The sequence below is a fragment of the Halomonas sp. B23F22_20 genome (genome assembly GCF_043496985.1).
GTDB lineage: Bacteria > Pseudomonadota > Gammaproteobacteria > Pseudomonadales > Halomonadaceae > Halomonas.
Genome location: NZ_JBIEKH010000013.1, coordinates 1 through 25834, shown reverse-complemented (window position 1 = coordinate 25834; position 25834 = coordinate 1). Strand labels below are relative to the sequence as shown.

The window sequence follows — 25834 nt, the reverse complement described above, 5'->3', positions numbered from 1 at the left end:
GAGGCAAGGCGCCATATTCAGATCCCCAGGCGGTCGCGGGTCTCGTAGTACCAGGCGCCCATGGCCGAGAGCGGCACGCGCAGCATCCGCCCACCCGGGAACGGCAGGTGCGGCAGGTCGGCGAAGGCGTCGAAGCGCTCCTCGCGCCCGGCCATGGCCTCGGCGATCAGCCGTCCGGCCAGGTGGGTACAGGTCACGCCGTGGCCGGAGTAGCCCTGGGCGTAGTAGACGTTGTCGTTGATCACCCCGAACTGCGGCAGTCGATTGAGCGTCATCAGGAAGGTACCGCTCCAGGCGTAGTCGACGCGCACGTCGTCGAGCCCCGGGAAGGTCTTGAGCATCTTGGGCCGAATCACCGCCTCGATGTTGGCCGGGTCCTGGCCGCCGTAGTTGACTCCCCCGCCGTAGATCAGACGGTTGTCGGCGGTCAGCCGGAAGTAGTCGAGCAGGTAGTTGCAGTCCTCGACGGCGAGGTTGTTGGGCAGCAGCGCCCGGGCACGCTCCTCGCCGAGCGGTTCGGTGGTGATGATCTGGGTGCCGCAGGGCATCGACTTGCCCTCCAGCGCCGGCATGATGCCCTGATGATAGGCGTTGCCGGCCATCACCACCCGCTCGGCGCGCACCATGCCACGGGGCGTGGACAGCCGCACCGGCTGGCCATGCTCGATGGCCGTCACCGGCGTGCGCTCGTAGATCACTCCGCCCAGGGACTCCACCGCGGCGGCCTGCCCCAGCACCAGGTTCAGCGGATGGATATGGCCGCCGGAATGATCGACCAGCGCACCCACGTAGCGATCCGTGCCCACCTCACGCGTGACGTCGCTCCCTTCCAGCAGCTCCAGCTCGCGGTTGCCGTAGCGCTCCCACAGCGCCTTGTGCTCGACCAGGCCCTTCATCTGTCGATCATTGCAGGCGGCGAACAGGTTGCCCTCGCGCAGGTCGCAGTCGATGGCATAGCGGGCGATGCGTTCGCGGATGATACGGTTGCCTTCGAAGGCCATGTCACCCAGCGCCCGGGCCGTCTCGTCGCCGTACTTGTCCTCGATGACGTCCATGTCACGGCTGTAGCTGTTGACGATCTGGCCGCCGTTGCGCCCGGAGGCCCCGAAGCCTACCCGGGCGGCCTCCAGCACCACGACCTTGTGCCCCTGCTCAGCCAGGTGCAGGGCCGCGGAAATGCCGGTGAATCCGGCGCCCACCACGCAGACGTCACAGCTCACTTCGCCCTCGAGAGCCACGCGCTCGGGAGAGGGATTGGCGGTGGCGGCATACCAGGATCCGACGTGTTCGGTATCATTCGAGACGCTCATGGGGCCTCCTGAGTGGTTATTTTATTTAACACATGATGCCCAATGATACGGCGCATTGACGGAAAATGCCAAGGCGTTAGACATGCTTTTCTTGCCATCCATATGCCCAACGCAACAGGGCGCCGGCATAGCCGGCGCCCTGGACAAGCATAGTAGCAAGACATGACGCCGCGGCGTCAGCGGCTGCGGGCCTCGTTCCACAGTTGCTGGAGAAGTTGCAGCTGTTCACCGTTCACCGAGGGAGTGGAGGACAGATGCCGTCGGGTCTCGGCGGTGGGCATCACCGGCGGCTCACGCAAGGCCGGATCCACCAGCGGCAACGCCGCCTCGTTGGGCGTGGTGTAGTAGTTGTGGTTGGACAAGCGAGCGGCCACCTCGGGGCGCAGCAGATACTCGATGAAGGCCCTGGCGGCCTGTGGATGGGGGGCCCGCGCCGGCACAGCCATGACGTCCACCCAAAGCTGGGAGCCCTCCTCGGGCACGAGGAAGCCGAGATGGCCATAGATCTCGGGGTCCGCCGCGCGCTTGGCCGCGACGTCGCCATTGTAGGCGACGCCGGCATGGATCACGCCTGAGGCCACCTGCTCGATGGACGCCGTCGCATCGACGAAGCCGACGAAGTTGTCCCGCCGACGAGTCTCGATCAAGCCCCGTGCCGCCGCCACCCAGGGCGCTTCGCCCACGCAGTCGAAGCCCGCGCCCTGGAAGGCACAGAACGTACCGAAGGTGAACTGGGCATCGCCCTTGAGCAGGGCGAAGGGATAGGCGTCGTTGACCTCGGGATCATAGAGCAACGACCAGCTGTGCACGGGGTCGGGAAAGGTCTCGGCGTTGTAGACCAAGCCCGTCACGCCCCACTGGTAGGGCACGGTATAGCGCCCCTCGGGGTCGAAGGACGGGGCACGAAACTCGTCCAGGACGTTGTCACGGCCGACCAGGGTCTCCCCCTCCGGGACCAGTGGCTGGATGAGACCGGCCTCAATGAGCCGGGGCACGAAGTAGTCCGAGGGCACAACGAGGTCGTACTGAGCATCGCCACCGGCGGTTAGCTTCGATAACAGCTCAGCGTTGGAGTTGTAGTAGTTCTGGACCACCTCGATGCCCGTTTCGGCTTCGAAGTCCTCGATGATCGAGGGGGCCATGTAGTTCGTCCAGTTGAAGAGGTGGAGCTTGCCCTCCTCGGCGCCGGACAGTGTGCTGGCCGCCAGCAGACCGAAGCCGGCGACGCCGGCCAGTATGGGGTGTCTCATGTATCGCCTCCTTGCCATGTGAGCCGGCGGGCACACCGCCCGCCCCTGTTGTCGGAACGGCTAGACCCGCAGCAGCAGGTGCTCGCGCTCCCAGGAGCTGATCACCTGGAAGTACTCGCGATGCTCGGCGCGCTTGACCGCCAGATAGCTGCGCGTAAAACGCTCGCCGAGAATGTCGGCCAGCGGCTGGCAGTCGTGCAGCAGATCCAGCGCCGGGCCGATATCGTCCGGCAGCTTGTGACCGCCAGACCAGGCAGAGCCCACCACGGCGGGGCGCGGCTCGAGCTGGTCGAGCATGCCGAGATAGCCGCAGGCCAGCGACGCCGCCATCACCAGGTAGGGGTTGGCATCGGCCCCGGCCAGGCGATTCTCGACCCGAGTCGCCTCGGGCGAGGACACCGGCACGCGCAATCCCACGGTACGGTTGTCGGTCCCCCACTCGACGTTGATCGGCGCCGAGCCGCTGGTCTCGGTGCGCATCAGCCGCCGATAGGAGTTGACGTTGGGTGCCAGCAACGGCATGGCCGAAGGCAGGTAGCGCTGCAGCCCGCCGATGAAATGCTGGAACAGTCGGCTGGGCTTGCCCTCTTCGCCGGCGAACAGGTTGTCGCCGGATTCGATGCCCACCAGGCTCTGGTGGAGATGCATCGAACTGCCGGGCTCGTTGGACATCGGTTTGGCCATGAAGGTGGCATACATGCCATGACGCAGCGCCGTCTCGCGCAGCGTGCGCTTGAACATCACTACCTGATCGGCCAGACGCAGCGGATCGCCATGCTGGAAATTGACCTCCATCTGACCGGCCCCTTCCTCGTGGATCAGGGTGTCCAGGTCGAGGTTCATGGCGTCGCAGTAGTCGTACATCTCCTCGAACAGCGGATCGAACTCGTTGACCGCGTCGATGGAAAACGACTGGCGGCTGCTCTCCTGGCGACCGTTGCGGCCGATCGGCGGCTCCAGGGGATAGTCGGAGTCGGTGTTGGTCTTGACCAGGAAGAACTCCACCTCCGGCGCCACCACTGGCTTCCAGCCGCGCGCCTCGTAGAAGGACAGCACTCGCTTGAGCACGTGGCGGGGAGCGAGTTCTACCGGCTCGCCGGTCAGGTAGTGACAATCGTGGATGATCTGCGCCGTGGGATCCTCGGCCCAGGGCACCAGGAAGACGGCGTTAGGGTCGGGCACCAGTTCCATATCGCGCTCGGCGGGATTCCAGAAGTGGATGTCCTCGTCGTCGGGATAGCCGCCGGTGACGGTCTGGATGAAGATCGAGTCCGGCAGTCGCGGGCGACCACCACCCAGGTACTTGCCGGCGGGCATGATCTTGCCCTTCAGGATGCCGGTGAGATCGGTGACCAGACACTCCACCTCGGTGATGCCGCGGGTCTGGAACCAGTCGTTGAAATGGGGATGTTCCTGGCGGTTACTCATGGGATTTCCTTGCTATGGAGATGGAGCCCCGGCCGGACGGCCGGGGCCCGTCGTCTCACCGCGCCTTGACCTCGGACCACAGCTGCTGGAAGGTCTGCAGCTGCTCGCCTTCGAGGCTCGGGGTGAAGCGCAGACGCGCCATGTCCTCATCGGACGGCTGGACCGGGGGCTGGGTCAGCACCTCGTCGAGATAGGGCTTGGCCGCGGCATTGGGGCTCGCGTAATAGTTGTAGTTGGAGAGCTGGGCGCCGATCTCTGCATCGAGGATGAAGTCGATGAACTTGTACGCCAGGTCCGAATTTGGCGCCTCTGAGGGGATCATCATGGCGTCGACCCACATCTCAGCCCCTTCATCGGGGATCATGAACTTCAGGTTCTCGAAGGCTTCCGGATTCTCGCTCTTGTAGAAGAGGTAGTCGCCGTTGTAGGAAAGCCCGGCATGGATCACGCCCCGCGACAGCTGCTGCAGGGCGGGTGTGCCGTCGGAGAAGCCGCTGAAGGTATCGCGGTTCTTGGTATCGATCAGCAGCCGCGCCGCCTCACGCCAGCCGTCCATGTCAGTGCAGTCGTAGCCGTGCCCCAGGTAAGCACAGGCACCGCCCATGCTGACCTGGCCATCGCCCATCAGCGCGAAGGGATAGCTCGGGTTGACCTCGGGATCGAACAGCAGCGACCAGCTCTTGGGCGCATCGGAGAAGGTCTCGGCGTTATAGATGATGCCGGTGGTGCCCCACTGGTAGGGCACGCTATAGCGGCTTTCGGGATCATAGGACGGGTCCTGGAACGGCTCCATGACGTTGCCGATGTTCTCGAGCCGGGACTTGTCGAGCTCCTGGACCAGGCCGGTCTTGATCAGGCGGGGAATGTAGTAGTTGGACGGTACGATGATGTCGTACTGCGAGACCCCGCCGGCATTCAGTTTGGCGAACATCTCCGGCAGCGAGTTGAAGTAGTTCTGCACGACATCGACGTCGTACTTTTCCTCAAAGGCCTCGATGATGGCCGGGTCCATGTACTGCGTCCAATTGAAGAGGTAGAGCTTGCCCTCCTCGGCCTGGGCGTGGCCGGCAAGCGCGAGCCCGCCCAGTGACAGGGCCATGGCGATCTTGTTGAACTTCATTGATGGCTCTCCTTCGTTCCCTACGGGTGATAGTGTCGACTCAGGTCGGCCGACGACGGCTGAACGCCAGGCTCAGGATGGCGGCGATGGCCACGGCGGCGATCATCAATGCCGCAATCGCATTGATCTCCGGCGAGACCCCCTTCTTGATCGCGCCCCAGATGTAGATCGGCAGGGTCGCGCTCTCCGGTCCGGCGGTGAAGAAGCTGATGACGAAGTCATCCACCGACAGCGTAAACGACAGGAAGAAGGCGGAAATCAACGCCGGTTTGATGGTCGGCAGCATGAAGTGCACCACCCGCTTGACCGGGGTCGCGTAGAGATCCTTGGCGGCCTCGAACAGCGTCGGGTCCAGGCCCACGAAGCGCGAATAGACGATCAGCGCCACGAAAGGAATCTGGAAGGTCACGTGGGCGATGATCATGGTGCCGAGCCCCGGCTGCAGCAGCCCCGTCCAGTCGTGGATCTGCACGAAGAAGGCCATCTCGGAGATCCCGAACACGATGTCGGGCAACACGATCGGCAGATAGATCAGCACGATCAGCCAGCCCAGCTTGCGGTGGCGATGGCGGTACATGCCGTAGCCGAACACGCAGCCGACCACCAGGGCGATCACCGAGGAGGTGATGGCCAACACGAGGCTGTTGCCAAAGGCCGAGAGAATCTCCTCGTTGCCCAGCAGGCGGTAATACCAGCGCAGCGAGAAGTCCACGAAGTGCGCCGAGCTGTTGGCCGAGTTGAAGGAGTAGAGCACCACCACCGCCAGCGGCAGGTAGAGGAAGGCCAGGGTCAGCCACCAGAAAGCGGTCAAGCCGCGATGCAGGGTCCGCTTTCTCATATCACCACCTCCTCGCCGCCGCCCAGTCGCTTACCGAGACGACGCATGACATAGAGACCGAGGAACGTCGCCAGCAGCATCAGGATCGCGCCGGCCGCCCCCAGCGGCCAGTTGGCGCCGCCGGAGAACTGGTTAGCCACCAGGTTGCCGAGCATCATGCCCTTGCCGCCGCCGAGCAGCTCGGGAATGACGTACATGCCGAAGGCCGGAATGGCCACCAGCACGATACCCGCCAGTAACCCCGGCAGGGTTTGCGGAAAGACCGCATGCCAGAAGGCCCGTACCGGACTGGCATAGAGATCCTGAGCGGCCTCGACCTGGGCGGTGTCGAGCTTCTCGAAGGCACCATAGAGCGGCAGCACCATGAACGGCAGGAAGTTGTAGACCAGCCCCAGGGTGACCGCGAAGTTGGAGGGGTAGAGCCCCATGTTGGGCGCCACCAGCCCCAGGCTCTCGGCCAGGCCGGATAGCGGCGTCCCCGGCGCCAGCAGGTTCATCCAGCCGAAGGTGCGGATCACCTGATTGGTCCAGGACGGCACCACCACGGCGAGCAACAGGATCGGCCGCCATTTCTCACGGCAGGTAGTGATGTAGTAGGCGATGGGATAGGCCACCACCACCACTAGCGCGGTGGACACCAGGGTCTGCCATAGCGAGCGCAGCAGGGTATAGAGGTTGCCCGGGCTCCAACCCAAGAAGCCGAAACCGGCCAGGCGCTCGAATGAGGCCAGCGACAGCGGCATCTGCGGCAGGCCATAGGGGCCGTTGGTCATGAATGCCACGCCCATCAGGTAGGCGCTGGGCAGCACCAGGAACAGGAAGATCCAGAACGCTCCCGGTGTCACCGTGAACAGCAGGTGGCGGGTCTCGCGGACCATGGCCCGGCTGCGGGCACTGGGCATTACGCCGGAATAGGGCATGTCCGCCTCCTCACTCGCTCAGGGTGGCCAGGTCTTCCGGCGCCACCACCACCGTCACCGTCTCGCCCACCTCGGGCAGGTGACGGCCGCGGTTGTTGACCGTGGCCTGCAGGGTGGTGTTGCCGATCTCCAGGCGGAACTCCGCATGGCTGCCCCGGTAGAGCCGCTCGGCCACCGTCGCCGTCAGGTGATTGTCCCCCGCGACTTCGCCGGGCAGCAGGTCCAGGGTCTCCGGCCGAATCAGTAGCAGCTCGCCGTCGCCGGCATCCTCGGCGGTCAGCGTGCCAAGCGCCGTAGTCAGCCAGTCGCCCTGCCGGGCGCTGATCTCGTACAGGTTGTCATGGCCCATGAAGCGTGCCACGAAGGCGTTCACCGGGCGCTCGTAGACGTCCCTTGGCGCCCCCACCTGCTGGATGTTGCCGCCGTTGAGCACGGCGATGCGATCGGACATGACCATCGCCTCATCCTGGTCGTGGGTGACGAACACGAAGGTCATGCCGAGACGCTTCTGCACCCGCAGCAGCTCCACCTGCAGCTGGCTGCGCAGCCCGGCATCCAGCGCCGAAAGCGGCTCATCGAGCAGCAGCACGTCGGGCTCGCAGACCAACGCCCGCGCCAGGGCGATGCGCTGGCGCTGGCCGCCGGAGAGCTGGTCGACGCGGCGGTCGACCAGGTCGCCGAGCTTGATGAACTCGGCGATCTCGTCGACCTTGGCATTGCGCTCGGCGGCCGGCAGGCCGCGCATCTTGAGCCCGAAGGCCAGGTTCTCGCGCACCGAGAGGTGCGGGAACAGCGCATAGGACTGGAAGACGGTATTGACGCTGCGCCGATGGGGCGGCACCTCGGTGACGTTCTTGCCGCCCACCACCAGCGACCCGGCATCCGGTTCTTCGAGGCCGGCGAGGATCCTCAGCAGAGTGGTCTTGCCGCAGCCGGACGGCCCCAGCAGGGTGAAGAACTCGCCGGCCCGGATGTCCAGGTCGACGCCGTCAAGGGCCACGGTATCGCGCCCGAAGCGCTTGTGCAGGCCCTGCATCTCGATCGAGGACGCCTTGCGGCTCGCCCGGTCCTGCTCGTCGGCGGCCGGGCGCACGCCCGGATGGTCGGCAGTCTCCGCCGTCATGGTCTCGCTCATGGGGATACCCTCTTCGCTTGTCGGCCGCCTCTGTCAGAGCCGGTCGCGCAGTTTGTAGAAGTTGGTCGCCAGTACCAGCAACGGCTTGCGCAGGGCACGGCCGCCCGGGAACTGGCGATGCGGCATGGCGGCGAAGACGTCGAAGCGCTCGCTCTGGCCGGCGATGGCGTCGGCCATCAGCTTGCCGGCGAGTCCCGCCATGGCCATTCCATGGCCGGAATAGCCCTGGGCATAGTAGAGATTGTCGCCCAGACGGCCGAAATCGGGGGCTCGGTTGAGGGTAATCGCCACGTCGCCGCCCCAGCGGTACTCGATGGGCACGCCCTCGAGCACCGGAAACAGCCGGGCGATCTTGGCATCCATGCGCGCCTGCAGCCGCGGCGGCTCTCGGCCGTCGTAGCTGACCTCACCGCCATAGATCAGGCGGCGGTCGGCGCTGAGACGATAGTAGTCGAGCACGAAGTTGGCATCGGCCAGGGCATCGTTCTTCGGTAGCACCTGCGCCGCCTGGGCCTCGCTCAGGGGTGCGGTGGCGATCATGTAGTTGGCGGCACGCATGATCCGGCCGGAGAGCTCCGGGACCAGGCCGCCATGATAGGCATTGGTGGCCAGCACCACGAAGTCGGCGGTCACATGACCGCGCTCGGTGGTGACCGTGGCCGGCCGGCCACGGCGGATCTCGCGAGCGGCGCTGTGCGGATGCACGCGGACCCCGGCGCGCTGGGCCGCCCGAGCTAGGCCTAGGGTGTAGTTGAGCGGGTGAAGATGCCCGCCTTCGCGATCGTGGAGGGCGGCAGGATAGGCATCGGTGACCACATGCTCGCGCAGGGCGTCGCCCTCCAGCCACGCCAGGGCGTCGTAGCCATAGTCGCGGGACATCTGCTCGCGGAACGCCTCGAGCTCCTTGACGTGACGGGGCTTGACCGCCGCATGCAGATATCCCCAGGCCAGCTCGCAGGGAATGGCATGTCGCTCGATCAATTCGGCGGTGAGACGCACCGCCTCGCGGCTCATCTCCCACACCTCGCGGGCGCGCGAGAGTCCAAGGGCCTGCTGGACGGTGGTGATATCGGTGCCCAGGCCCGGCAGGATCTGCCCGCCGCTGCGACCGGAGGCACCGTGACCGATGTCGCCGGCCTCCAGCAGCACCACCGAATAGCCGCGTTCGGCCAGGTGCAAGGCCGTGGAGCAGCCGGTGACCCCGCCGCCGATCACGCACACATCGGCCCGGGCCTCACCCTCCAGCGGCAAGCTGGGGTCGAGCTCAACGGCAATGGAGGCACGATACCAGGAAGCCGGGCCGTCGGAGACGAAACTGCGCATACATTGCATCCTGTTATTGTTGTTGAATACTTTTACCGGAAGGCACGCTGGATCGATGGAATCAATGGGTGCCTACGACCCCCACAGTCTGACACCAACCGCCACAACGATGTCAAGTATTCAACAACACCAATCCATGATTTTCTTTCTCTTCCTTAAAAATCAATATACTAAAAAACAGATCGAGCCTTTCTCGTAAAGAAAAAGCCGTCGCAACCGAGCTCGCGATCTCCGCAATCCATGGCCGATATGCAACACCTTAGAGCGTTGAATATCTTGCAACCATGCAACGGAGAAACTGCACCAAGATGAGGCGAGCCGCCAGTGAGCTGATATGCCAGGAAAAAACACCTGCGAGTCGATTCTGGAGGGTGCCGGGGGCAACGGCAAGAGGCCGGTGGCGACGGGAGCGAAGGGAGGGAGTCGGGACAGCTGATGGCTCGTCGAGTGTTCGCCGCGGCGCCCGTTCAAGGCAAGCCGCACAAGGGCGCCAAGAGTATCGCGACAGCGCCGAATGGCGTCGATCGACGGCGCGCGGTTTGCCGTCGATCGACATGCGGCTACCGGGCCGCTACAGCCCCAGCCGTGCCTTCACCCGACCGAAGGCCGCCAGGGCACCCTCGAGATCCTCGCGGGTCAGGGCCGCCGAGACCTGGGTGCGAATGCGCGCCTTGCCCCTGGGCACCACCGGGTAGGAGAAGGCGATCACGTAGACGCCCTCGGCCAGCATCTCCTCGGCGAACCGCGCCGCCAGGGCGGCATCGTGCAGCATCACCGGCACAATGGGATGCTCGCCGGGCAACAGCTCGAAGCCCAGATCCTCGAGCCCCTGGCGAAAGAAGGCAGTGTTGTCCTTGAGCTGGTCACGCAGGTCGCTGGACTCGCCGGCCAGCTCCAGGGCCTTGAGGGCGCCTGCGACCACCGGCGGAGCCACCGTGTTGGAGAACAGGTAGGGCCGCGAACGCTGGCGCAGCAGCTCGACGATCTCGCGCCGGGCGCTGGTATAGCCGCCGCTGGCGCCGCCCAGCGCCTTGCCCAGCGTGCCGGTGAGAATATCGACGCGCCCCAGGCAGCCGCGGTATTCGTGACTGCCTCGACCGCCCTCCCCCAGGAAGCCGGTAGCATGGCAGTCATCTACATGCACCAGGGCCTGGTAGCGTTCGGCCAGATCGCAGATCTCGTCGAGCCTGGCGATATAGCCGTCCATGGAGAAGACACCGTCGGTGGTGATCAGCTTAAAGCGCGCGCCCGCCGCGTCGGCAGCCTGGAGCTGGGCTTCCAGGTCCGCCATGTCGCTGTTGCGGTAGCGATAGCGCTTGGCCTTGCACAGCCGCACGCCGTCGATGATGCTGGCGTGGTTGAGCTCGTCGGAGATCACCGCGTCCTCGGGCCCCAGCAGAGTCTCGAACAGGCCGCCGTTGGCGTCGAAGCAGGACGGGTAGAGAATGGTGTCCTCGGTGCCCAGGAACTCGCTGAGCCGGGTCTCGAGGGTCTTGTGCAGGGTCTGGGTGCCGCAGATGAAGCGCACCGAGGCCAGGCCGTAGCCCCACTCGTTCAGGCCGGCCATGGCGGCCGCCTTGACCTCGGGATGCTGGGCCAGCCCCAGGTAGTTGTTGGCACAGAGGTTGAGCACCTCGCCATCGTTCGCCACGCCCACATGGGCGCCTTGGGGCGTGGCCAGTTCGCGCTCGCGCTTGGTCAGGCCGGCCTCGTCGATGGCCGCGAGCTCGTCGCGCAGGTGCCGTTGAAAATCGCCGTACATGGTGTCGTATCCCTTCTTATTGATGGCCCAAAGGGTGTCGAAGGTTCGAATGCGATGCGCCCGAACTCAGGCGTTCATCGCTGCCGAGCATTCTCACTCCCAGTTGAGGATCACCTTGCTGGCCTCGCCGGCCAGCATGGCCTGGAAGCCCTGCTCGAAGTCGGTATAGGGCAGGCGGTGGGTGATCACCGGCGAGATGTCCATGCCCGACTCCACCAGCACCGACATCTTGTACCAGGTCTCGTACATTTCCCGGCCGTAGACGCCCTTGATGGTCAGCATGTTGAAGATCACGGTGTTCCAGTCGATGGCCAGGTCCTCGGTGGGAATGCCGAGCATCGCCACCTTTCCACCGTGGCACATGTTGGCCAGCATGTCCTTGAAGGCCGCAGGGCTGCCGGACATCTCCAGGCCCACGTCGAAGCCCTCGGTCATGCCCAACGAGCGCTGCACCTCGGCCAGGCTCTCCTCGGCGACGTTGACGGTGCGGGTGGCGCCCAGGGTCTTCGCCAGCGCCAGGCGACGGGGATTGAGGTCGGTGATCACCACGTGGCGCGCTCCGGCATGGCGGCACACCGCAGCGGCCATGGCCCCAATCGGCCCGGCACCGGTAATCAGCACGTCCTCGCCGAGCACGTCGAACTGCAGGGCGGTATGCACGGCGTTGCCGAGCGGGTCGAATAGCGCCGCCACATCCAGGTCGATGCCCGGGCGATGCTCCCAGACGTTGGACATCGGCAGGACCACGTACTCGGCGAAGGCACCTGGGCGATTGACGCCGATGCCACGGGTATGGGCGCACAGGTGCCGACGCCCGGCCAGGCAGTTGCGGCAGCGCCCGCAGACCACGTGGCCCTCCCCCGATACGATCTGGCCGGGGTGGAAGTCGTTGACGTTGGAGCCCACCTCGACGATCTCGCCGACAAACTCGTGGCCGACCACCATGGGCACGGGAATGGTCTGCTGCGCCCACTGATCCCAGCTGTAGATATGCAGGTCGGTTCCGCAGATGGCGGTTCGTTTGACCCGCACCAGCACGTCGTTGATGCCGACCTCGGGCTCGGGGACGTCCTCGAGCCATAGCCCGGGGGCGGCCTCTCGTTTGACTAGCGCCTTCATCCTCGCCTCCTGGTTGTCGTAGCTGGCTTCCATGAATGATCTCCCTGGCTGGCAATCCCTGCCGGGATGGTTACCATGGAAGAATTAATTCCAGCATAGTGGACAAAATCCCCTATGCAAGAAAAAATTCCATCATACTGGATTCTCAAGGAGGTCCCGGGTGACCACGACGTCCCCTGAGCCGCATGAGCACGGCGGCCAGCTGCTCTGCGACCGCGTCATCGAGCTGCGCAAGAAACGCGGCCTGACCCTGGACCAGCTGGCATCCGCCTGCGGGGTCAGCCGCTCGATGCTCAGCCAGATCGAGCGCGGTCGGGCCAATCCCACCCTGGCGGTGACCCTGCGCATCGCCCAGGCCTTCGGCCTGAGCATCGGCGACCTGGTCGACCAGCCCTGGACCGCCTCCACCATCGAGGTGGTCCGCGGCGACGACGCCACCCACCTGTTCCGCGACGACCGCGAATGCCGCATCCGCACGCTCTCGCCGCTGCATCTGGAAAAACACGTCGAGTTCTACGAGCTGCGCATCGCCCCGCACGCGAGCCTACGCAGCGCTCCCCACTTCGAGGGCACACGGGAATTATTGACCATTACCCGGGGCAGCGCCCGGGTGGTTGCCGGTGACAACGAATGCCTGCTGGCCGCGGGAGATTCGGCGCACTACCACGCCGACCAGGAGCACGTCATCGAGAACGAGAGCGACGATGAGCTGCTGGCCTTCCTGGTGGTGACCTATGAGTAGTCGGTTCCCACCAGGCCGGCGGTACGCTGCAAAATGTCGAGCCCCTGCTGCTTCAGCCAGTAGGGAAGATCGATCAGCACCCAGTTCTCGGCCAATTTGTCGCCATCGCGGCGATAGATATCGACGACCCGCATATCTGCGGGGACCTCGCCACCGGGCAACCCAAGGAAGCCCCCGGTGGGCATGTTGGTCAGGTTCGGCCAGCCGAAGAAGCCGGCGTAGTTGCCCTCAGCGAAGCGGGTAATGTGGCCGTTGAAGACCTTGCCGGCCAACCCGGTGCGAAACGGTCTCTGGTGCTGTTCCTGATAGCGGGGAATAGTATAGGTGGCGCCGATGCCGGCCGGCCCATACCAAATCATGTCATTGTGCCAGGTGCGCGCCAGCAGTTCGGGGGGACACCGATCATCTCCGCTTCGGTTCAAATCATTAAGATCATCGACCATGCGATTGACCAGCGCCAAAGTCTTCTCGCCTTCCGCCGGGTCCCGGGCCTCGAACAGAAGGCCGTCGTGGGTTCGAGGGCCGGGATAGACGAAGGAGGCACCAGTCTGGAGCGGCAGGGGCTGGATCCCGGCCTGGTGCATCACATCGATGATGTCGCAGAAGAATCCGCTGCGCACGATCTTGCCATCGCGAATACAGTGGAAATCCGCATAGCGCAGGAAGGCGATCTTGCGAGTCGCCGGGATGCCTAGCCATGGGCGGTCTCGCAGCCCCATGAAGTGGCCCATGCTGACCACCCAGTCACTGCCGTCGGCGCCATTGGTTCCGGCGAAGAAGACGTCCTGACGGCGCTGGACCGAGGACCAACTGGCGAGGAAAGGCCGCCAGAAGGCCTCTGCGATGTCCGACGGCCCGCGCTGCTCCTCGAAGGGATGGACGCCACACCAATGGCAGTCCGCACTGGTGTAAGTCGCGAGGATGTCGGCGACGCTATCCGGCGTGGCAGCTTCTAGATCGCGATAGAAATCGAGAATCAGAGCCTTGTTGTCTTGATGGGAGCCCATGTGAATCTCCTGGCGGCAAGGAAAAGACGGCGCCCGACGTCCGGAAACGCCGGGACTTCAGATCATCCATTAATGTACTACGTATGCATCAGGTATTCACAGAACGCCTGAAAACCTCAAAAGTAGTATCGAATCCCTAGGGTCCATTCGTCCTCGGCATCCTCATATGCCTGACCGTTCCAGCCATTGCCATGATTGTCCTGATATTCACTCCAGACCAGGAAACGGTCCCGCTCGAAGTGATACTCAAGGCCGTAGATGTAGGTCAGGCGGCGATATCCGCCACTGTCATCACCGGTATCGCCCAACCAGTTGAAGTTGAAATTGGGGCGCAGACCGTTGGCAAAGTGGTAGTAAGTGAAGGCTTGGACGCCCAAGGCGTCATAGAATTGTCCGTTTTCGGCGATTTCCCAGTCCTGACTGTAGCCAACGTTGACCGCAGCGTGGATGCTGTCGGTGCGGTACTTTAGGCCGGCGAGCCATAGACGGGCCTCGTCCCCTTCTTCCACCCCCACTCCGGGTGTCACCTCGTCGTAGGTGTTCTGATAGTAGGCGACGCCGGCCTCCAGATTCTCGCCCACAGGCCGGCGCAGGGAACCACCAATGCCATCGGTCAGGTCAGCTTCGATGCCATGCCCCAAGTCCTCGTCGGCTCGACGACCTTGGTACTGCAGGCCCAGTTTCCAGTCGCCGAAGGCCTTGCGCCAGGCCACAGCCCGATCCGCCCGCCCGGCACCGCTGACCTGTCCCCAGTCCCGGTAGTTGTAGACCCCGAAGGCCCTGCTGCCGAACTTCCGCCCCATGTCGGTCCACCAGCCCACGTCATAGATCACACCCCAAAGCTTGCCACCGGCCAGCTTGCCGTATCGGTCATGGTCGAGCCCGGCGTAGAGCAGGCGCTGGGTCGCGTGCGGATCGTCATCGTAATCGTCCTCGGTGACGTAGAGTCCCCACTCACCTTCGGCCATGAAGTCGAGTTCGTCGTTGATCCTCTGTTCTACCGCCAGTGACCAACGGGTTGAACCGGAGTCCCAGAGGTGACTGTCATCTTGGTATGTGTTGTAGCGTGCCTCGATCCGGCCGTCGAAGGTCAACGCGGTATCGGCGTCGCGATAGAGATCGAAGGCCTGGGCGGATGACAGGCAAAAGGGAGTCAGAAACCCCAGGGTAAGGGCCGTTTTCTTGGGAGTCATGCAGAGTCCTTGTAGTTGTTGGTGTATCACAGCAGGGAGGCAGTGTGACCCGCGTCATCATGACGCGGCCGTCACGCCGCTAGACTCGGCGCTTCTCGAAGGCCTCCCAGGCCTCGAGCAGCTTGTCGAAATCGAAGCCGGGAGCCCGGGTGCTGGCCAGCAGCTCCCGCTCGGCGCCGACGATGCGCTCGATGGCCTCGGGCAGGGCCCGGGCCTCCTCCGGCGTCAGGCGCACCGCGCCGTGGCGATCGGCATGCAGCAGGTCGCCGGGGGCCACGCGCATTCCGAACACCTCCACCGGCTCGTCCATGGCGGTGATCCGCACATACGCATGGGAGGGGCCGACGCGGCCGCCCAGCACGGTGAAGTCGGGCTCCAGATCGTCGAGGTCGCGAATCACGCCGTTGGTCAGCACGCCGTTGACGCCGAGGCGCTTGTGCAGGCAGGTGTTGACCTCACCCCAGTAGGCGCCCACGGCGTCCTCGCCGTCCTCGTCCTCGATCACCATCAGGCAGTCGGCGGGACTCTCGGCAACGTAGCGGTAGTAGGCGAGGCGGCGCTCGCGAATCACCGCGACGTCTTCCTCGGGCGGCGTCAGGGCACGGATCCTGGCGCAGCGGGCATAGCCGACCAGCGGCGCGGCCTGGGGATCGGCGGCCACCAGCGGCTGGCGGGTAAAGCCCTCTGCGCTGCGCGTGCCACGCACCAGATCCAGGGCGTTGGCCACCGTGGGGGTGTCGTAGCGACGCAGCATCTCGAGCAGTTCCGGGCTCAGGGTCATGGGTCTCTCCGGGTCGGGGAATTCGGTTCGCGGTCCAGCCAACGGGCCAGGGCCTCGCTGACCGCCTCCGGCGCCTGCAGGGTGCTCAGGTGGCCGACGCCCTCGAGGATTACCAGCTCGGCATCGGGAATGTGCTCGGCCAGGTAGGTGTGGCGCGCCGGCGGGCAGAGCCGGTCGCCATCGCCGCACAGCACCAGGGTCGGCGCGGTGATGGCGGCGAGCCCGGCGCTGGCGTCGGGGCGATCGCGCAGGGCGATAGCCTGGCGTCGGAAGGTCTCGAGGCCGCCGCGCTCGGCCATGGCCACCACCAGGGCACTGTGTGCGGGGTCCTCGGCCTGGCCCTCGGCGGGATACAGCGGCGCCAGGGTCTCGCGGGCGTAGCGCCCCATGCCCAAGGTCTCGGCCTGGGCGATGTCGTCGGCCCGCTGTGCCCGGCGCTCAGGAGCCTCGGCGAAGGGGTTGGTATCGAGCAGCGCCAGCCGCTCGATACGCTCCGGCGCCAGGCGCATCAGCGCCAGAGCCAGGATGCCGCCCATCGACAGCCCGGCGACGCTGAAGCGCGGCCAGGGCGCCTGGTCGAGGATGTCCCGAGCCAGGGCCTCCAGGTCGTCCCTGGCATCGAGGCGCGGCACCCGGATATCGGCCCGCGCTTCCAGGGCCTCGATCTGGGGCGCCCACAGCCGCTCGTCGCAGAGGGTGCCGGGAATCAGCAGCAGCGGTTGGCGTTGGGCTTCACTGTGCATACGTAGTCCTCCTTGCCCTTCAGGCAGCGCGACGCGGGCCGGTGGGCGCATCCCCGCCACGCACTACGACCACCTCGGCATCGGCGTCGGCCTCGAGCCGATGCGTCCAGCCCTGGGGCGAGGTGAAGGTATCGCCGGTGCCCAGCGCCAGCTCGCCGGCCTCGCTGACCAGACGCACGCCGCCGGACTGCACGAACAGCACTTCCGGTTCGTCACAGTGGTAGTCCGGGGTCACGGCGCCTTCGGTTATGCGCAGCACTCGCAGCTGAAAGCCATGGGGCCACCAGCCGCTGATCGGCCCCGGGCCGAAGCCGTCGCCGCCGGCGGCCGGGGCGATGACGCCGCACTCCTCGACGCCGGGGGCGGCGAGCACCGCACGGGGGTTGGGGCTCAGGGCCTCGTGCCGCACCATGCATTCGGCGAGGCGCTCCGGCGAAGGCGTCACCAGTCGCGCGATCTCTTCGGCGTTGGGGGCGGTCTCGATTTCCTCGCCCTCGGGAATGCTCTCACCGGCGGCCCGATCCACCAGGCGGCCGCTCTTGAGCAGCACCAACCCATGATGCTCGGCCAGGTCGAAGACGCTGGGTGCCCAACGCACGCGCCCCGGGTCGTCACCGCCCAGCACCACCCACAGGAAGCCGGTGCCGGAGTCGAGCTTCTCGAAGCCGCGGAACATCTGGGTCGGCACGCTGACCACGTCGCCCGGGGCGATGTCCAGGGTGCCCTCTTCCCGCTCCGGGCCGAAGAACAGCCGCCAGCGCCCGGTGTGTACCACGAACACCTCGGCACCCTCGTGGGAATGCTGGGAATTCAGGCAGCCATCGGGCTGGCGGGCGCCGCCGACGTTGAACCCATGGGGCTCGGAGATATGCACGTGCTGGTCGGCACTCTCCGCCACCCCGGGGCCGATGATGGTGAAGTTTTCCTTGCGATCGGACCCCGGCGAGCGGGTATCGATGAAGGCATTGCGGCAGGGCACCAGGTCGTCGTAACGCACCCGGCGCTGGCGCAGCGTGTCGAGGGTCCAGGTCATGTGGCCTCCTGCTGTCGGTGTTGGATGTTCGGGGTCAGGATGGTGATCCCGTCGAGATAATACCGCTCGCGAGACGCCACCCTGACCGTCTTCAAGGTCGATTCAGTGATGAAAGCGACATGGGGAAATATGGCGAACAGTGGTCATATCAGGCCTCGCCTACGGGGAAGGGGATCTCTCCCACCACTCGAGCCTTGTTGAATTCACGCAGACGCGCGAAGACGTCCACGCCCAGCTGGCGATAGACATCCAGCAAATCGACCGTCACCCAGTTCTCCCGGATCCTGCCGTTCTCCAGCCGCCAGAAATCCAGCGACCGCATGGCGATCTTCTTGCCCGAGGGAGCAATGCCCAGCCAGCCGTCATGGGTCACCGTCTGCATCATGTTGGGCCAGCCGGTGACCGCTGCGTAATCGCCATCGCCGAAGAAGTGATGGGTGATGTCATCCGGATGCTGGCCCCGGTCAGGCATGGCGCCCAGGAACGGAATTTGGTGCCAGTTGCGGAAGCCGGCGATGCCTCGGCAGGTGCCGATGCCGGCCGGCCCGTACCAGTTCATCCGCTCGTGCCAGAACCTCGGCATCTCCATCACTTCCGGCCCGCCCTGACTGGGGTAACGGGTCAGATGGTTCAGCATATCGACGATATGGTCGCAGGAGGCCTGCGATTTGGCTTCGTCCCGGGGGCCAGGCACCAAGCCGTCAAGCGTCGCCGGCCCGGGGACGCAGAACTCCCGGCCCAGCGACGGCGCCATCGGCCAAGCCTTGGCCTGCATCATGACCTCGGGGATGTCCCAAATCGCCTGGATCTCGACCACCCGCCCCCCTTCGAAGCGGTAGAACTCGTGGTAACGCATGTGCGTCAGGTGGCCGGTCGGCGGGATGTCGAGCCAGGGCTTCACGAAGGTGCCGTAGTAATGGCCGCCGCAGCCGATCCAGTCCTCACCCTGCTCGGTGCGCCCGCCCATGACGATCCAGTCGCGGCGCTCCAGGTCCGGCATGGACTTGAACAGCGGCGCATAGCAGATGTCGTAGAGCGCCTTCGGGCCGGTCAGGTCGCCGAAGGGATGACACATGTGCACCACCGCATCCGGAGCGATCAACGCCCCCAGCGCAGCGGACACGCCCTGCTCACTGAAATCGCGCATCGCTTTCCGCATCGGGGAAATCAGCATCTTGTTCTGGCTATGTGGGTCCGTCGTCATTCTGCAACCTCTACATTGCACACGTTCTTTCCGCCAAGCCGGCGGTCGCGGATATTGCGTTATATGTGGCGCACACTTGGCGGCAAGCCTCTTCTTGCATACGCAACCAATATGAGCCATTGCAGGACCCGCTTCTTACCATGGCAAACCTAGTTCGAGTAAATGGGGCGAGTCCTGACGAGAAAATGGTGTCGATGGCATCCAGCGCTAGTTCACCGACCACACTCCCCGACTCTGATGCAGCCACGCTAGCCCCTAGGTCATGAGGCTTGCTGAGAGCGGTGTTGAGCGATCTGGGCGTGGATGGCGATCTCGTCGAGCTGGTGCCATTCGCGCACCACGACGTCACCGCGCAGCTCGGCGTGGGTGATGCCCAGCAGCACCACGGGAGCGCCGCTGGCCGGGCCGAACACGCCGCCACCCTGATGGGCGGTCTCCAAGGACCAGCGCAGCGCGATGCGACGCGGGGCGCCGGCGTCCTCGCGGTCGACCCAGTGGTGGATCCGAAAGGTACCGGCCGGGAAAGCGGCCTTGTAGCCGAACCAGAAGCGCTCCAGGTCGTCGTGGCCGCGCAGGGTCCGCGCGCCGGGCACCTTGGCGTCGATGGCCCGGTCGTAGCCGGCGCGCAGCCGCTCCAAGCGACCGTGCTGCCACAGGTCCCGGTAGCGCTCGGCGACCGGTCCCAGCGCCTCGATGTCGAGGTCGCCCTCGGGCCCCCGCCAACGATCGACCAGCGCCTCCCGGCCGGGTATCGGGGCCTTCTCGGCCAGGGCCTGGCCCATGGCCTCGGGGGAATGGCCCAGCTGCTGGGCCAGGCCCGCCTGGTCGCGCACCAGCCACTCGTCGACGATGCGGTCGCCGCGGCACAGGCAGTCGGCGATGGTCATCACCCCGGCCCTTACGCCGGTGGGCGCGCCGAAGGCGCCCTCCCCCGCATGGGTCATATGGGAGAAGATGCGATGAGAGGAATAGTAGGTGCCCGGGGCATCCTCGCTGTCGATGACGTCCTCACCTAGCAGGGTGCGGTCGGGGAACTCCTGGAGCGTCTCCAGGGTGCCGCGGATCACCCCCTCGACGCCGCTGAAGGCGCCGCCCGGCGTCTTCACCGGACAGTCCTCGGCGTAATAGTCGCGGATCAGGTCGATGCCGCGACCTTCCCAGATCCACTCGGTGATCTTGAGGATATAGTCGCGCAGGTCATCGAAGCGGTTGTCGAAGCCGGACAGGCTCATGGAATTCTCCTTGTGGGGTCAGTGGGCAGTCCAGCCGCCATCGACCATCAGTGCACCGCCGGTCACCAGAGCGGCGGCGTCCGACGCGAGGAAGGCCACCGGGCCCATGATGTCCTCGATTCGGCCGAGACGCCCCAGCGGAATCTTCGCCAGCACCGACTCACGAAAGCCCGGCTGCTCGAAGAACGGCCGGGTCATCGGCGTCTCGACGAAGGTCGGGCAGACGCTGTTGACGCGGATGCCGCGCGGCCCGAGCTCCACGGCCATGGCCCGGGTCATGCCCTCCACCGCCGACTTGGAGGCACAGTAGAGGCTGCGGTCGGCGGCGCCCACGTGCCCCATCTGGGACGACATGTTGATGATCGAGCCGCCTTCCGGCATCGAGGCGATCACCGTCTGGGCCAGGAAGTAGGCGGCCCGCACGTTGATATCCATCACCGTGGCGTAGTCGTCTTCGCTGATCTCGTCGATCGGCTTGGGCCGATTGGTGCCGGCGTTGTTAACCAGGATATCGATGCGTCGTCCGGTGAGCGCCTCGCGCACCGCCGCAGTATCGGTGACATCCATGGCCAGCGCCTCGGCCGAGTGGCCGGCGGCGGTCAGCGCCGCCACCGCCTCCTCGAGGGCCGCGGGATCCCGGGCCACCAGGATCACTCGGGCGCCGACCTGGGCCAGGGCGCAGGCCGCCGCCAGCCCCAGGCCCTTGCTGGCCCCGGTGATCAGTGCCGTGCGGCCATCCAGCCGCTGGCTCGGTGTCTGGGGTAGCGTCATGATTGCCTCCTCAGTCGGGCCGTCTCAGGCTTCCACCTGACCGGCATAGGGCACGTCGCGCTGGCCGTAGCGACGCACGCGCTCGTTGGCCTGCTCGCCATGGCCGGCGAAGCCTTCGAGGGCACAGAGCCGCGAGCAGTAGCTGCCGATGCGGACGGAGGCCTCGTCGGTGAGCACGCGCTGGTAGGTGCAGGTCTTGAGGAACTTGCCGACCCACAGGCCACCGGTGTAGCGCGCCGCCTTCTTGGTGGGCAGCGTGTGGTTGGTGCCGATCACCTTGTCACCGTAGGCGACATTGGTGCGCGGCCCCAGGAACAGCGCGCCGTAGTTGACCATGTTGTCGAGGTACCAGTCGGTGTTCTCGGTCATGATCTGGACATGCTCGTAGGCCATGTCGTTGGCGACCTGGAGCATTTCCTCGTGGCTGTCGCAGACGATGATCTCGCCGTAGGTCTCCCAGGACTGACGGGCGGCATCGGCGGTGGGCAGCTTCTCGAGCAGCTCGGCGATGGCAGCCTCGGTATCACGGGCCAGGGTCTCGGAATTGGTCAGCAGCGCACAGGGCGAATTGGTGCCGTGCTCGGCCTGGCCCAGCAGGTCGGTGGCACACAGCAGGCCGTCGACGCTGTCATCGGCGATCACCAGGGTCTCGGTGGGGCCGGCGAACAGGTCGATGCCGACGCGACCGAACAGCTGACGCTTGGCCTCGGCGACGAAGGCATTGCCCGGACCGACCAGCATGTCCACCGGATCGATGCTCTCGGTGCCGATGGCCATGGCACCTACTGCCTGGACGCCGCCGAGCACCAGGATCTCGTCGGCACCGGCCAGGTGCATAGCGGCGACGATCGCCGGATGAGCCTTGCCCTTGTAGGGCGGTGCCGCGGCGACCACGCGCTTAACGCCGGCAACCTTGGCGGTCAGCACGCTCATGTGGGCCGAGGCCACCATCGGATAGCCGCCACCGGGGATATAGCACCCCACCGCCTCGATGGGCACGTGCTTGTGGCCGAGGATCACGCCGGGGCTATTCTCGATCTCCACCGGCTGCATGGAGGCGAGCTGGGCCTCGGCGAAGCGGCGCACCTGGGCCTGAGCGAAGCGGATGTCTTCCAGGGACTGAGGATCGACCTCGCTGATCGCCTGGTCGATCTCTTCCTGGGTCAGGCGAAAGCTCTTCGGCGACCAGCCGTCGAAGCGCTCGGAGAGCTCACGCACGGCGCTATCGCCGCGGGCCTCGATATCGGCCAGGGTGGTTTCGACGACGTCGCGCACCTTGCGGTCGGCTTCGGCGCGCACATCCTGGGTGGCACCGGACTTGAGATAACGGATCATGGATTCACCTCGGGAGTTACAGGGTATGAATTGTCGGGTTACGGCGCCGTCGTTCGCGGCCCAGGCGCTGGCTCATGATTAACGTGGCGCCGGTTGTTATCAGGCGCTGATAGTAATTTGGCACTTGCTGCATACGAATGCAAACTGGATTTTCTTATTCCTTCGTCGCGGCTCTCGTCCCGCCACTACCGGGCCCGCCCGCCATCACGGCCAGGCCCAGCGAGGCATCAGATCAGGGCCGCGAACAGGTAGAGAAACAGCAGCGTGGCCAGGAAGAACGCCACCAGCAGCCAGCTGACGCGATCCACCTTGCCAGGAATCAGGTACCAGCCCTGGTCCTTGGCCGGCAGGTTCTTATCACGATACATCGCCTTCTGCCCCTGAATGGTATAGGCCGAGAGCTCCCCCTGGCGGCCATCCAGCAGCAGGCTAGCGGCGAGCGCGACGGGCACGTTGACCACCACGCCGACGGCACAGAACCAGGGCCAGGCGACCTCGGTCTGGGTGGCCACGAACCACACCGCCACGAAGCCGGCCGCCACCCCGATCAGCAGTCCCCGCTCGGTGGTATGCCGGGAGAAGAACCCCAGGGCATACATGCTCAGCTTGGCGCCGACGAAGTAGGAACCGACCTTTGTGAGCAGCTGCAACACCGAGCCTTCGCTCTGGGCGAACAGGATCGCCGGCACGATGATCAGCACCGCCCAGCCGACGGTGAACCAGCGGGAAGCCTTCAGGTAATGGGCCGAGGAAGCGCCCTTCTTGAAGTACTTCTCGTAGAAGTCGAGGGTGGTCACCGTGGCTAGCGAGTTGAGCGCCGAGTCCAGGCTGGACATGGAGGCGGCCACTACCGCGGCGGCGACGATGCCTAGAAGGCCCGGCAGGCCGTAGTCGGCGGCGAACTGCAGCACGATGGTGTTGCTGTTGTCGAACTCGCGGCCGCCATAGTAGCTGTAGAACAATACCCCCAGCAGCAGGAACAGGAAGTAGATGAAGAAGGCCGCGAAACCCATGAACAGGAAGGATTTCTTGGCATCACCGATGTTCCTGGCGGCGAGCGCGCGCTGCACCACCATCTGGTTGGCGCCGTAGACGGTGACGTGATAGAGCACCATGGCGATGACCCCGGACCAGACGGTGGCCTCGACCCGAGGATCGAAGGAGAAATCCAGGATATTCATCCTGCCCTCGGCCTTGAGCTCGCCCAGGGTGGTCCCCAGCGACTCCGGCATGCGGTCGAGCAGGGCGTAGAAGATGATCGCCGCCCCCACCAGCAGGATCACCGCCTGCAGCACGTCGGTCCAGATCACCGCGCTGATTCCGCCCATCAGGGTATAGACCAGGGCGATCAGGGTGATCACCAGGATCGCGGTGACCACATCCACGCCGGTGATGAAGCTCAGCACCAGCGCCGTGGCATAGAGCACCGCCGCCGAGGACAAGGTCTGGGTCATCATGAAGATGATCGACATCACACCCCGCGCCTTCTTGCCGAAGCGACGCTCCTGATACTCGTAGATGGACGCCACGCCGCTGTTGTAGAAGAACGGCAGGAACAGGGTGATCACCAGAAACACCACCAGCGGGTAGTTGATCTGGATCATCATCACCCCGAGCCCGCTGCCATAGGACCAGGCGGGCCCGCCCAAAAACGACATGGCGCTGACGTAGGTGGCCATCACCGAGAGGCCGATCGCCCACCAGGGGATGGTCTTGTTGCCTAGGTAGTAGTCCTCGGCGCTGTTGACCTTCTTGCTCAGCAGCGACCCCATCACCAGGTTGCCGATGAGGTAGACGATCAGGATCGTCCAGTTGAGCGTCCCGAAACTTTCCATAAGTGGTGTCCCATTGCCGTTGTCGTAATCGGTGGCTGTCGAAGGAAAAATGGCACACATTGAATACGTTTGCAAAAAGCAGACTGGACACGACAGCAGCGCCACGCCTCTCTCGAGGCATTTGAAAATTCACTACATATCAGTGATTTAGAATGGATTTCCGCAAAAGCCTTCGCCCGCGATGCTGCGACTAAAGACTAAGCCAGCCGGGCGAGTTAGACTCGGGGAAGCGCCACCGACACGCCGGGCGGAAAATCACTCGGGAGCCAGTTCTCGAGCGGGCTGGCGAGCGCTGTCGCGCAGGATGGGGGTCACCGGCAGCACCCGGTTCTCGGCACTGAAGTCGCCCTGGCGGATCTGCTTGAGCAGCAGCGTGGTGGCTTCCTCTACCATGCGATCCACCGGCTGTCGCACCGTGGTCAGGCGGTAGCTCGGCCAGGCGGCGACCGGGGTGTCGTCGAAGCCGATCACCGAGACGTCCTCCGGCACGCGACGGCCCAGGTCGTCTCGCAGGGTCTCCATCACCGCGATGGCCATGTGGTCACTGGCGGCGAAGATGGCATCGGGATAGGGAGGCTCGGCGAACAGCTGCAGGGTCGCCGCCCTGGCCTGCTCGAAGTCGTAGTCGCCCCGAGCGACCACCTCGCACTGCTTGCCCAGCGAGGCCAGACCATCGACCAGGCCCTGGTAGCGATGGCGGCTGGTCGACGAGCTCTCGAGCCCCGCCAGGTAGGCGACTCGCTCGTGGCCGCCCATGGCCAGGTAGCTGCCGACCCAGTAGCCGCCGTGATAGTTGTCGCTGTAGACCTGGCTGATCCCGGCGAAGTCCACGTTGCGGTTGATCAGCACCACCGGAATGCCGGTCTCGACGCACTCGTGGGCCAGCGACGAGGTCAGGGAGGCCGACATCATCAGGATGCCGTCGACCTGGCTCTGCAGGATGCTGTCCATGATCCCGGCGAAGTCGCCCTCCTCGGGCACCACGAACAGCAGCAGGTGGTAGTCCTCGGCCTGGAAGCGCCGCGAGGCCTTCTCCACCACCAGCGGGTAGAACATGTTGTCCAGGTGCGAGAGTACCAGGGCGATGGTGCGCGACGAGCGGGTGATCAGCGAGCGGGCGATGCTGTTGGGGCGATAACCGAGCTCCTTGGCGGCCTTGAGCACCTTGAGCTTGGTCTTCTCCGAGATGCTGGCCTTGGGCGAGAAACAGCGACTCACCGCCGACTGCGAGACTCCGGCTCGTTCGGCGACATCCCGCGATGTGACGGCAGATTTCCTCTTCATCGGCATCGGCTCACTGAGAATACGTATACAATCATATCAGCAATGCAGAGGCATTTGGCCAAGCTGCCATTTCTCGCCACCTCCCGCATACATGACGTTCAAGCCTCCAACGCCCCTCCTCAACCTACCAAACGGCACATCACGATCGAACTCGGCGGTGTAAACGATGGAACGAAGCCTCGCCCACTTGCCGGGACTGCCCTGTTCGACTGACAGACGCGCGACCTCGCCTCCATCAACTCTCGCCGGCCCAAGTCACACAGCTCGTCGCCTCGCGCGTAGGTGTAGGGTCCCGGATGATCAGATGAGCCATAGAAGTTATCCTTTGCTGGCCGCCAAGGAGCTTCTTCAACAGTTCATCCGGGAGCAAGGATATGGACATCAAGCTACATAAACAGGCGACCACCACACCGAAGATCCGGGCCGAGATCCAGGCAGCGCCTTCCAGCATCAGCGACAGCGAGCTGGC

Annotated in this window: 22 protein-coding genes; 1 reads left to right on the top strand and 21 read right to left on the bottom strand. The window is 65.0% G+C overall.

Annotated features, from left to right (window positions below; genetic code table 11):
* Positions 1-17 precede the first annotated feature (17 nt).
* The 10 genes from ACGTN6_RS12155 to tdh all read right to left on the bottom strand — a co-directional run bounded on the left by ACGTN6_RS12155 (position 18) and on the right by tdh (position 12205).
* Complete coding sequence (locus ACGTN6_RS12155) at positions 18-1310, bottom strand: NAD(P)/FAD-dependent oxidoreductase (protein ID WP_394591864.1); 1293 nt, start codon at positions 1308-1310, stop codon at positions 18-20.
* Between the two features lie 176 nt (positions 1311-1486).
* A complete protein-coding gene (locus tag ACGTN6_RS12150) occupies positions 1487-2560 on the bottom strand; it encodes an ABC transporter substrate-binding protein (RefSeq protein ID WP_394591863.1) in 1074 nt (357 codons plus the stop codon).
* 60 nt (positions 2561-2620) lie between these two features.
* The gene (locus ACGTN6_RS12145; RefSeq protein ID WP_394591862.1) at positions 2621-3988 is read right to left on the bottom strand and encodes a glutamine synthetase family protein; all 1368 of its coding nucleotides are present in this window, start codon (positions 3986-3988) and stop codon (positions 2621-2623) included.
* A 55-nt stretch (positions 3989-4043) separates the two neighbouring features.
* Positions 4044-5108, bottom strand: coding sequence for an ABC transporter substrate-binding protein (locus ACGTN6_RS12140; RefSeq protein WP_394591860.1), 1065 nt, complete (start codon positions 5106-5108; stop codon positions 4044-4046).
* A gap of 40 nt (positions 5109-5148) precedes the next feature.
* A complete protein-coding gene (locus ACGTN6_RS12135) occupies positions 5149-5946 on the bottom strand; it encodes an ABC transporter permease (protein WP_394591858.1) in 798 nt (265 codons plus the stop codon).
* A complete protein-coding gene (locus tag ACGTN6_RS12130; protein ID WP_394591856.1) occupies positions 5943-6866 on the bottom strand; it encodes an ABC transporter permease in 924 nt (307 codons plus the stop codon). The genes ACGTN6_RS12135 and ACGTN6_RS12130 overlap by 4 nt, the downstream gene beginning before the upstream one ends.
* Before the next feature lie 10 nt (positions 6867-6876).
* On the bottom strand, positions 6877-8001 hold the full coding sequence (locus ACGTN6_RS12125) for an ABC transporter ATP-binding protein (protein WP_394591854.1): 1125 nt from the start codon (positions 7999-8001) through the stop codon (positions 6877-6879).
* Positions 8002-8034: 33 nt separating this feature from the next.
* Positions 8035-9324: an NAD(P)/FAD-dependent oxidoreductase gene (locus ACGTN6_RS12120; RefSeq protein WP_394591852.1), complete on the bottom strand. Its 1290-nt coding sequence runs from the start codon at positions 9322-9324 to the stop codon at positions 8035-8037.
* A gap of 571 nt (positions 9325-9895) precedes the next feature.
* Positions 9896-11086 (bottom strand): glycine C-acetyltransferase, encoded by a 1191-nt coding sequence (gene kbl / locus ACGTN6_RS12115; RefSeq protein WP_394591850.1) that lies wholly within the window; start codon positions 11084-11086, stop codon positions 9896-9898.
* A 93-nt stretch (positions 11087-11179) separates the two neighbouring features.
* Positions 11180-12205 (bottom strand): L-threonine 3-dehydrogenase, encoded by a 1026-nt coding sequence (gene tdh / locus ACGTN6_RS12110; RefSeq protein ID WP_394592045.1) that lies wholly within the window; start codon positions 12203-12205, stop codon positions 11180-11182.
* A gap of 160 nt (positions 12206-12365) precedes the next feature.
* Here tdh and ACGTN6_RS12105 point away from each other — a divergent pair, with 160 nt between their 5' ends.
* Positions 12366-12947 carry a helix-turn-helix domain-containing protein gene (locus ACGTN6_RS12105; RefSeq protein WP_394591849.1) on the top strand — a complete coding sequence of 194 codons (582 nt, stop codon included), beginning with the start codon at positions 12366-12368 and terminating at the stop codon, positions 12945-12947.
* On the opposite strand, the gene ACGTN6_RS12100 is transcribed toward ACGTN6_RS12105, so the two are convergent.
* The 11 genes from ACGTN6_RS12100 to ACGTN6_RS12050 form a co-directional block, all read right to left on the bottom strand.
* Positions 12938-13954 carry a nuclear transport factor 2 family protein gene (locus ACGTN6_RS12100; protein ID WP_394591847.1) on the bottom strand — a complete coding sequence of 339 codons (1017 nt, stop codon included), beginning with the start codon at positions 13952-13954 and terminating at the stop codon, positions 12938-12940. The two genes, ACGTN6_RS12105 and ACGTN6_RS12100, sit on opposite strands and share 10 nt — an antisense overlap.
* A gap of 116 nt (positions 13955-14070) precedes the next feature.
* Entirely contained in the window at positions 14071-15147 is a 1077-nt protein-coding gene (locus ACGTN6_RS12095; protein ID WP_394591845.1) for a porin, read from the bottom strand.
* Positions 15148-15226: 79 nt separating this feature from the next.
* Positions 15227-15928 (bottom strand): RraA family protein, encoded by a 702-nt coding sequence (locus tag ACGTN6_RS12090; protein ID WP_394591843.1) that lies wholly within the window; start codon positions 15926-15928, stop codon positions 15227-15229.
* On the bottom strand, positions 15925-16671 hold the full coding sequence (locus tag ACGTN6_RS12085; protein ID WP_394591841.1) for an alpha/beta fold hydrolase: 747 nt from the start codon (positions 16669-16671) through the stop codon (positions 15925-15927). The genes ACGTN6_RS12090 and ACGTN6_RS12085 overlap by 4 nt, the downstream gene beginning before the upstream one ends.
* Positions 16672-16690: 19 nt before the next feature.
* Positions 16691-17704: a cupin domain-containing protein gene (locus tag ACGTN6_RS12080; RefSeq protein WP_394591839.1), complete on the bottom strand. Its 1014-nt coding sequence runs from the start codon at positions 17702-17704 to the stop codon at positions 16691-16693.
* A gap of 148 nt (positions 17705-17852) precedes the next feature.
* Positions 17853-18851 (bottom strand): ester cyclase, encoded by a 999-nt coding sequence (locus ACGTN6_RS12075; protein WP_394591837.1) that lies wholly within the window; start codon positions 18849-18851, stop codon positions 17853-17855.
* A 317-nt stretch (positions 18852-19168) separates the two neighbouring features.
* On the bottom strand, positions 19169-20140 hold the full coding sequence (locus ACGTN6_RS12070; protein WP_394591835.1) for a nuclear transport factor 2 family protein: 972 nt from the start codon (positions 20138-20140) through the stop codon (positions 19169-19171).
* An 18-nt stretch (positions 20141-20158) separates the two neighbouring features.
* Positions 20159-20911: an SDR family NAD(P)-dependent oxidoreductase gene (locus tag ACGTN6_RS12065; protein ID WP_394591833.1), complete on the bottom strand. Its 753-nt coding sequence runs from the start codon at positions 20909-20911 to the stop codon at positions 20159-20161.
* Between the two features lie 24 nt (positions 20912-20935).
* On the bottom strand, positions 20936-22246 hold the full coding sequence (gene hisD / locus ACGTN6_RS12060) for a histidinol dehydrogenase (RefSeq protein ID WP_394591831.1): 1311 nt from the start codon (positions 22244-22246) through the stop codon (positions 20936-20938).
* Between the two features lie 227 nt (positions 22247-22473).
* A complete protein-coding gene (locus ACGTN6_RS12055; protein ID WP_394591829.1) occupies positions 22474-24081 on the bottom strand; it encodes a sodium:solute symporter family transporter in 1608 nt (535 codons plus the stop codon).
* Between the two features lie 255 nt (positions 24082-24336).
* Positions 24337-25365, bottom strand: coding sequence for a LacI family DNA-binding transcriptional regulator (locus tag ACGTN6_RS12050; protein WP_394591827.1), 1029 nt, complete (start codon positions 25363-25365; stop codon positions 24337-24339).
* Positions 25366-25834: the final 469 nt, after the last annotated feature.

Bases quoted from the DNA above. Each gene is read 5' to 3' on its own strand.
- ACGTN6_RS12155 (WP_394591864.1), bottom strand. From the start codon at position 1,310: ATGAGCGTCTCGAATGATACCGAACACGTCGGATCCTGGTATGCCGCC.
- ACGTN6_RS12150 (WP_394591863.1), bottom strand. From the start codon at position 2,560: ATGAGACACCCCATACTGGCCGGCGTCGCCGGCTTCGGTCTGCTGGCG.
- ACGTN6_RS12145 (WP_394591862.1), bottom strand. From the start codon at position 3,988: ATGAGTAACCGCCAGGAACATCCCCATTTCAACGACTGGTTCCAGACC.
- ACGTN6_RS12140 (WP_394591860.1), bottom strand. From the start codon at position 5,108: ATGAAGTTCAACAAGATCGCCATGGCCCTGTCACTGGGCGGGCTCGCG.
- ACGTN6_RS12135 (WP_394591858.1), bottom strand. From the start codon at position 5,946: ATGAGAAAGCGGACCCTGCATCGCGGCTTGACCGCTTTCTGGTGGCTG.
- ACGTN6_RS12130 (WP_394591856.1), bottom strand. From the start codon at position 6,866: ATGCCCTATTCCGGCGTAATGCCCAGTGCCCGCAGCCGGGCCATGGTC.
- ACGTN6_RS12125 (WP_394591854.1), bottom strand. From the start codon at position 8,001: ATGAGCGAGACCATGACGGCGGAGACTGCCGACCATCCGGGCGTGCGC.
- ACGTN6_RS12120 (WP_394591852.1), bottom strand. From the start codon at position 9,324: ATGCGCAGTTTCGTCTCCGACGGCCCGGCTTCCTGGTATCGTGCCTCC.
- kbl (WP_394591850.1), bottom strand. From the start codon at position 11,086: ATGTACGGCGATTTTCAACGGCACCTGCGCGACGAGCTCGCGGCCATC.
- tdh (WP_394592045.1), bottom strand. From the start codon at position 12,205: ATGAAGGCGCTAGTCAAACGAGAGGCCGCCCCCGGGCTATGGCTCGAG.
- ACGTN6_RS12100 (WP_394591847.1), bottom strand. From the start codon at position 13,954: ATGGGCTCCCATCAAGACAACAAGGCTCTGATTCTCGATTTCTATCGC.
- ACGTN6_RS12095 (WP_394591845.1), bottom strand. From the start codon at position 15,147: ATGACTCCCAAGAAAACGGCCCTTACCCTGGGGTTTCTGACTCCCTTT.
- ACGTN6_RS12090 (WP_394591843.1), bottom strand. From the start codon at position 15,928: ATGACCCTGAGCCCGGAACTGCTCGAGATGCTGCGTCGCTACGACACC.
- ACGTN6_RS12085 (WP_394591841.1), bottom strand. From the start codon at position 16,671: ATGCACAGTGAAGCCCAACGCCAACCGCTGCTGCTGATTCCCGGCACC.
- ACGTN6_RS12080 (WP_394591839.1), bottom strand. From the start codon at position 17,704: ATGACCTGGACCCTCGACACGCTGCGCCAGCGCCGGGTGCGTTACGAC.
- ACGTN6_RS12075 (WP_394591837.1), bottom strand. From the start codon at position 18,851: ATGCGCGATTTCAGTGAGCAGGGCGTGTCCGCTGCGCTGGGGGCGTTG.
- ACGTN6_RS12070 (WP_394591835.1), bottom strand. From the start codon at position 20,140: ATGAGCCTGTCCGGCTTCGACAACCGCTTCGATGACCTGCGCGACTAT.
- ACGTN6_RS12065 (WP_394591833.1), bottom strand. From the start codon at position 20,911: ATGACGCTACCCCAGACACCGAGCCAGCGGCTGGATGGCCGCACGGCA.
- hisD (WP_394591831.1), bottom strand. From the start codon at position 22,246: ATGATCCGTTATCTCAAGTCCGGTGCCACCCAGGATGTGCGCGCCGAA.
- ACGTN6_RS12055 (WP_394591829.1), bottom strand. From the start codon at position 24,081: ATGGAAAGTTTCGGGACGCTCAACTGGACGATCCTGATCGTCTACCTC.
- ACGTN6_RS12050 (WP_394591827.1), bottom strand. From the start codon at position 25,365: ATGAAGAGGAAATCTGCCGTCACATCGCGGGATGTCGCCGAACGAGCC.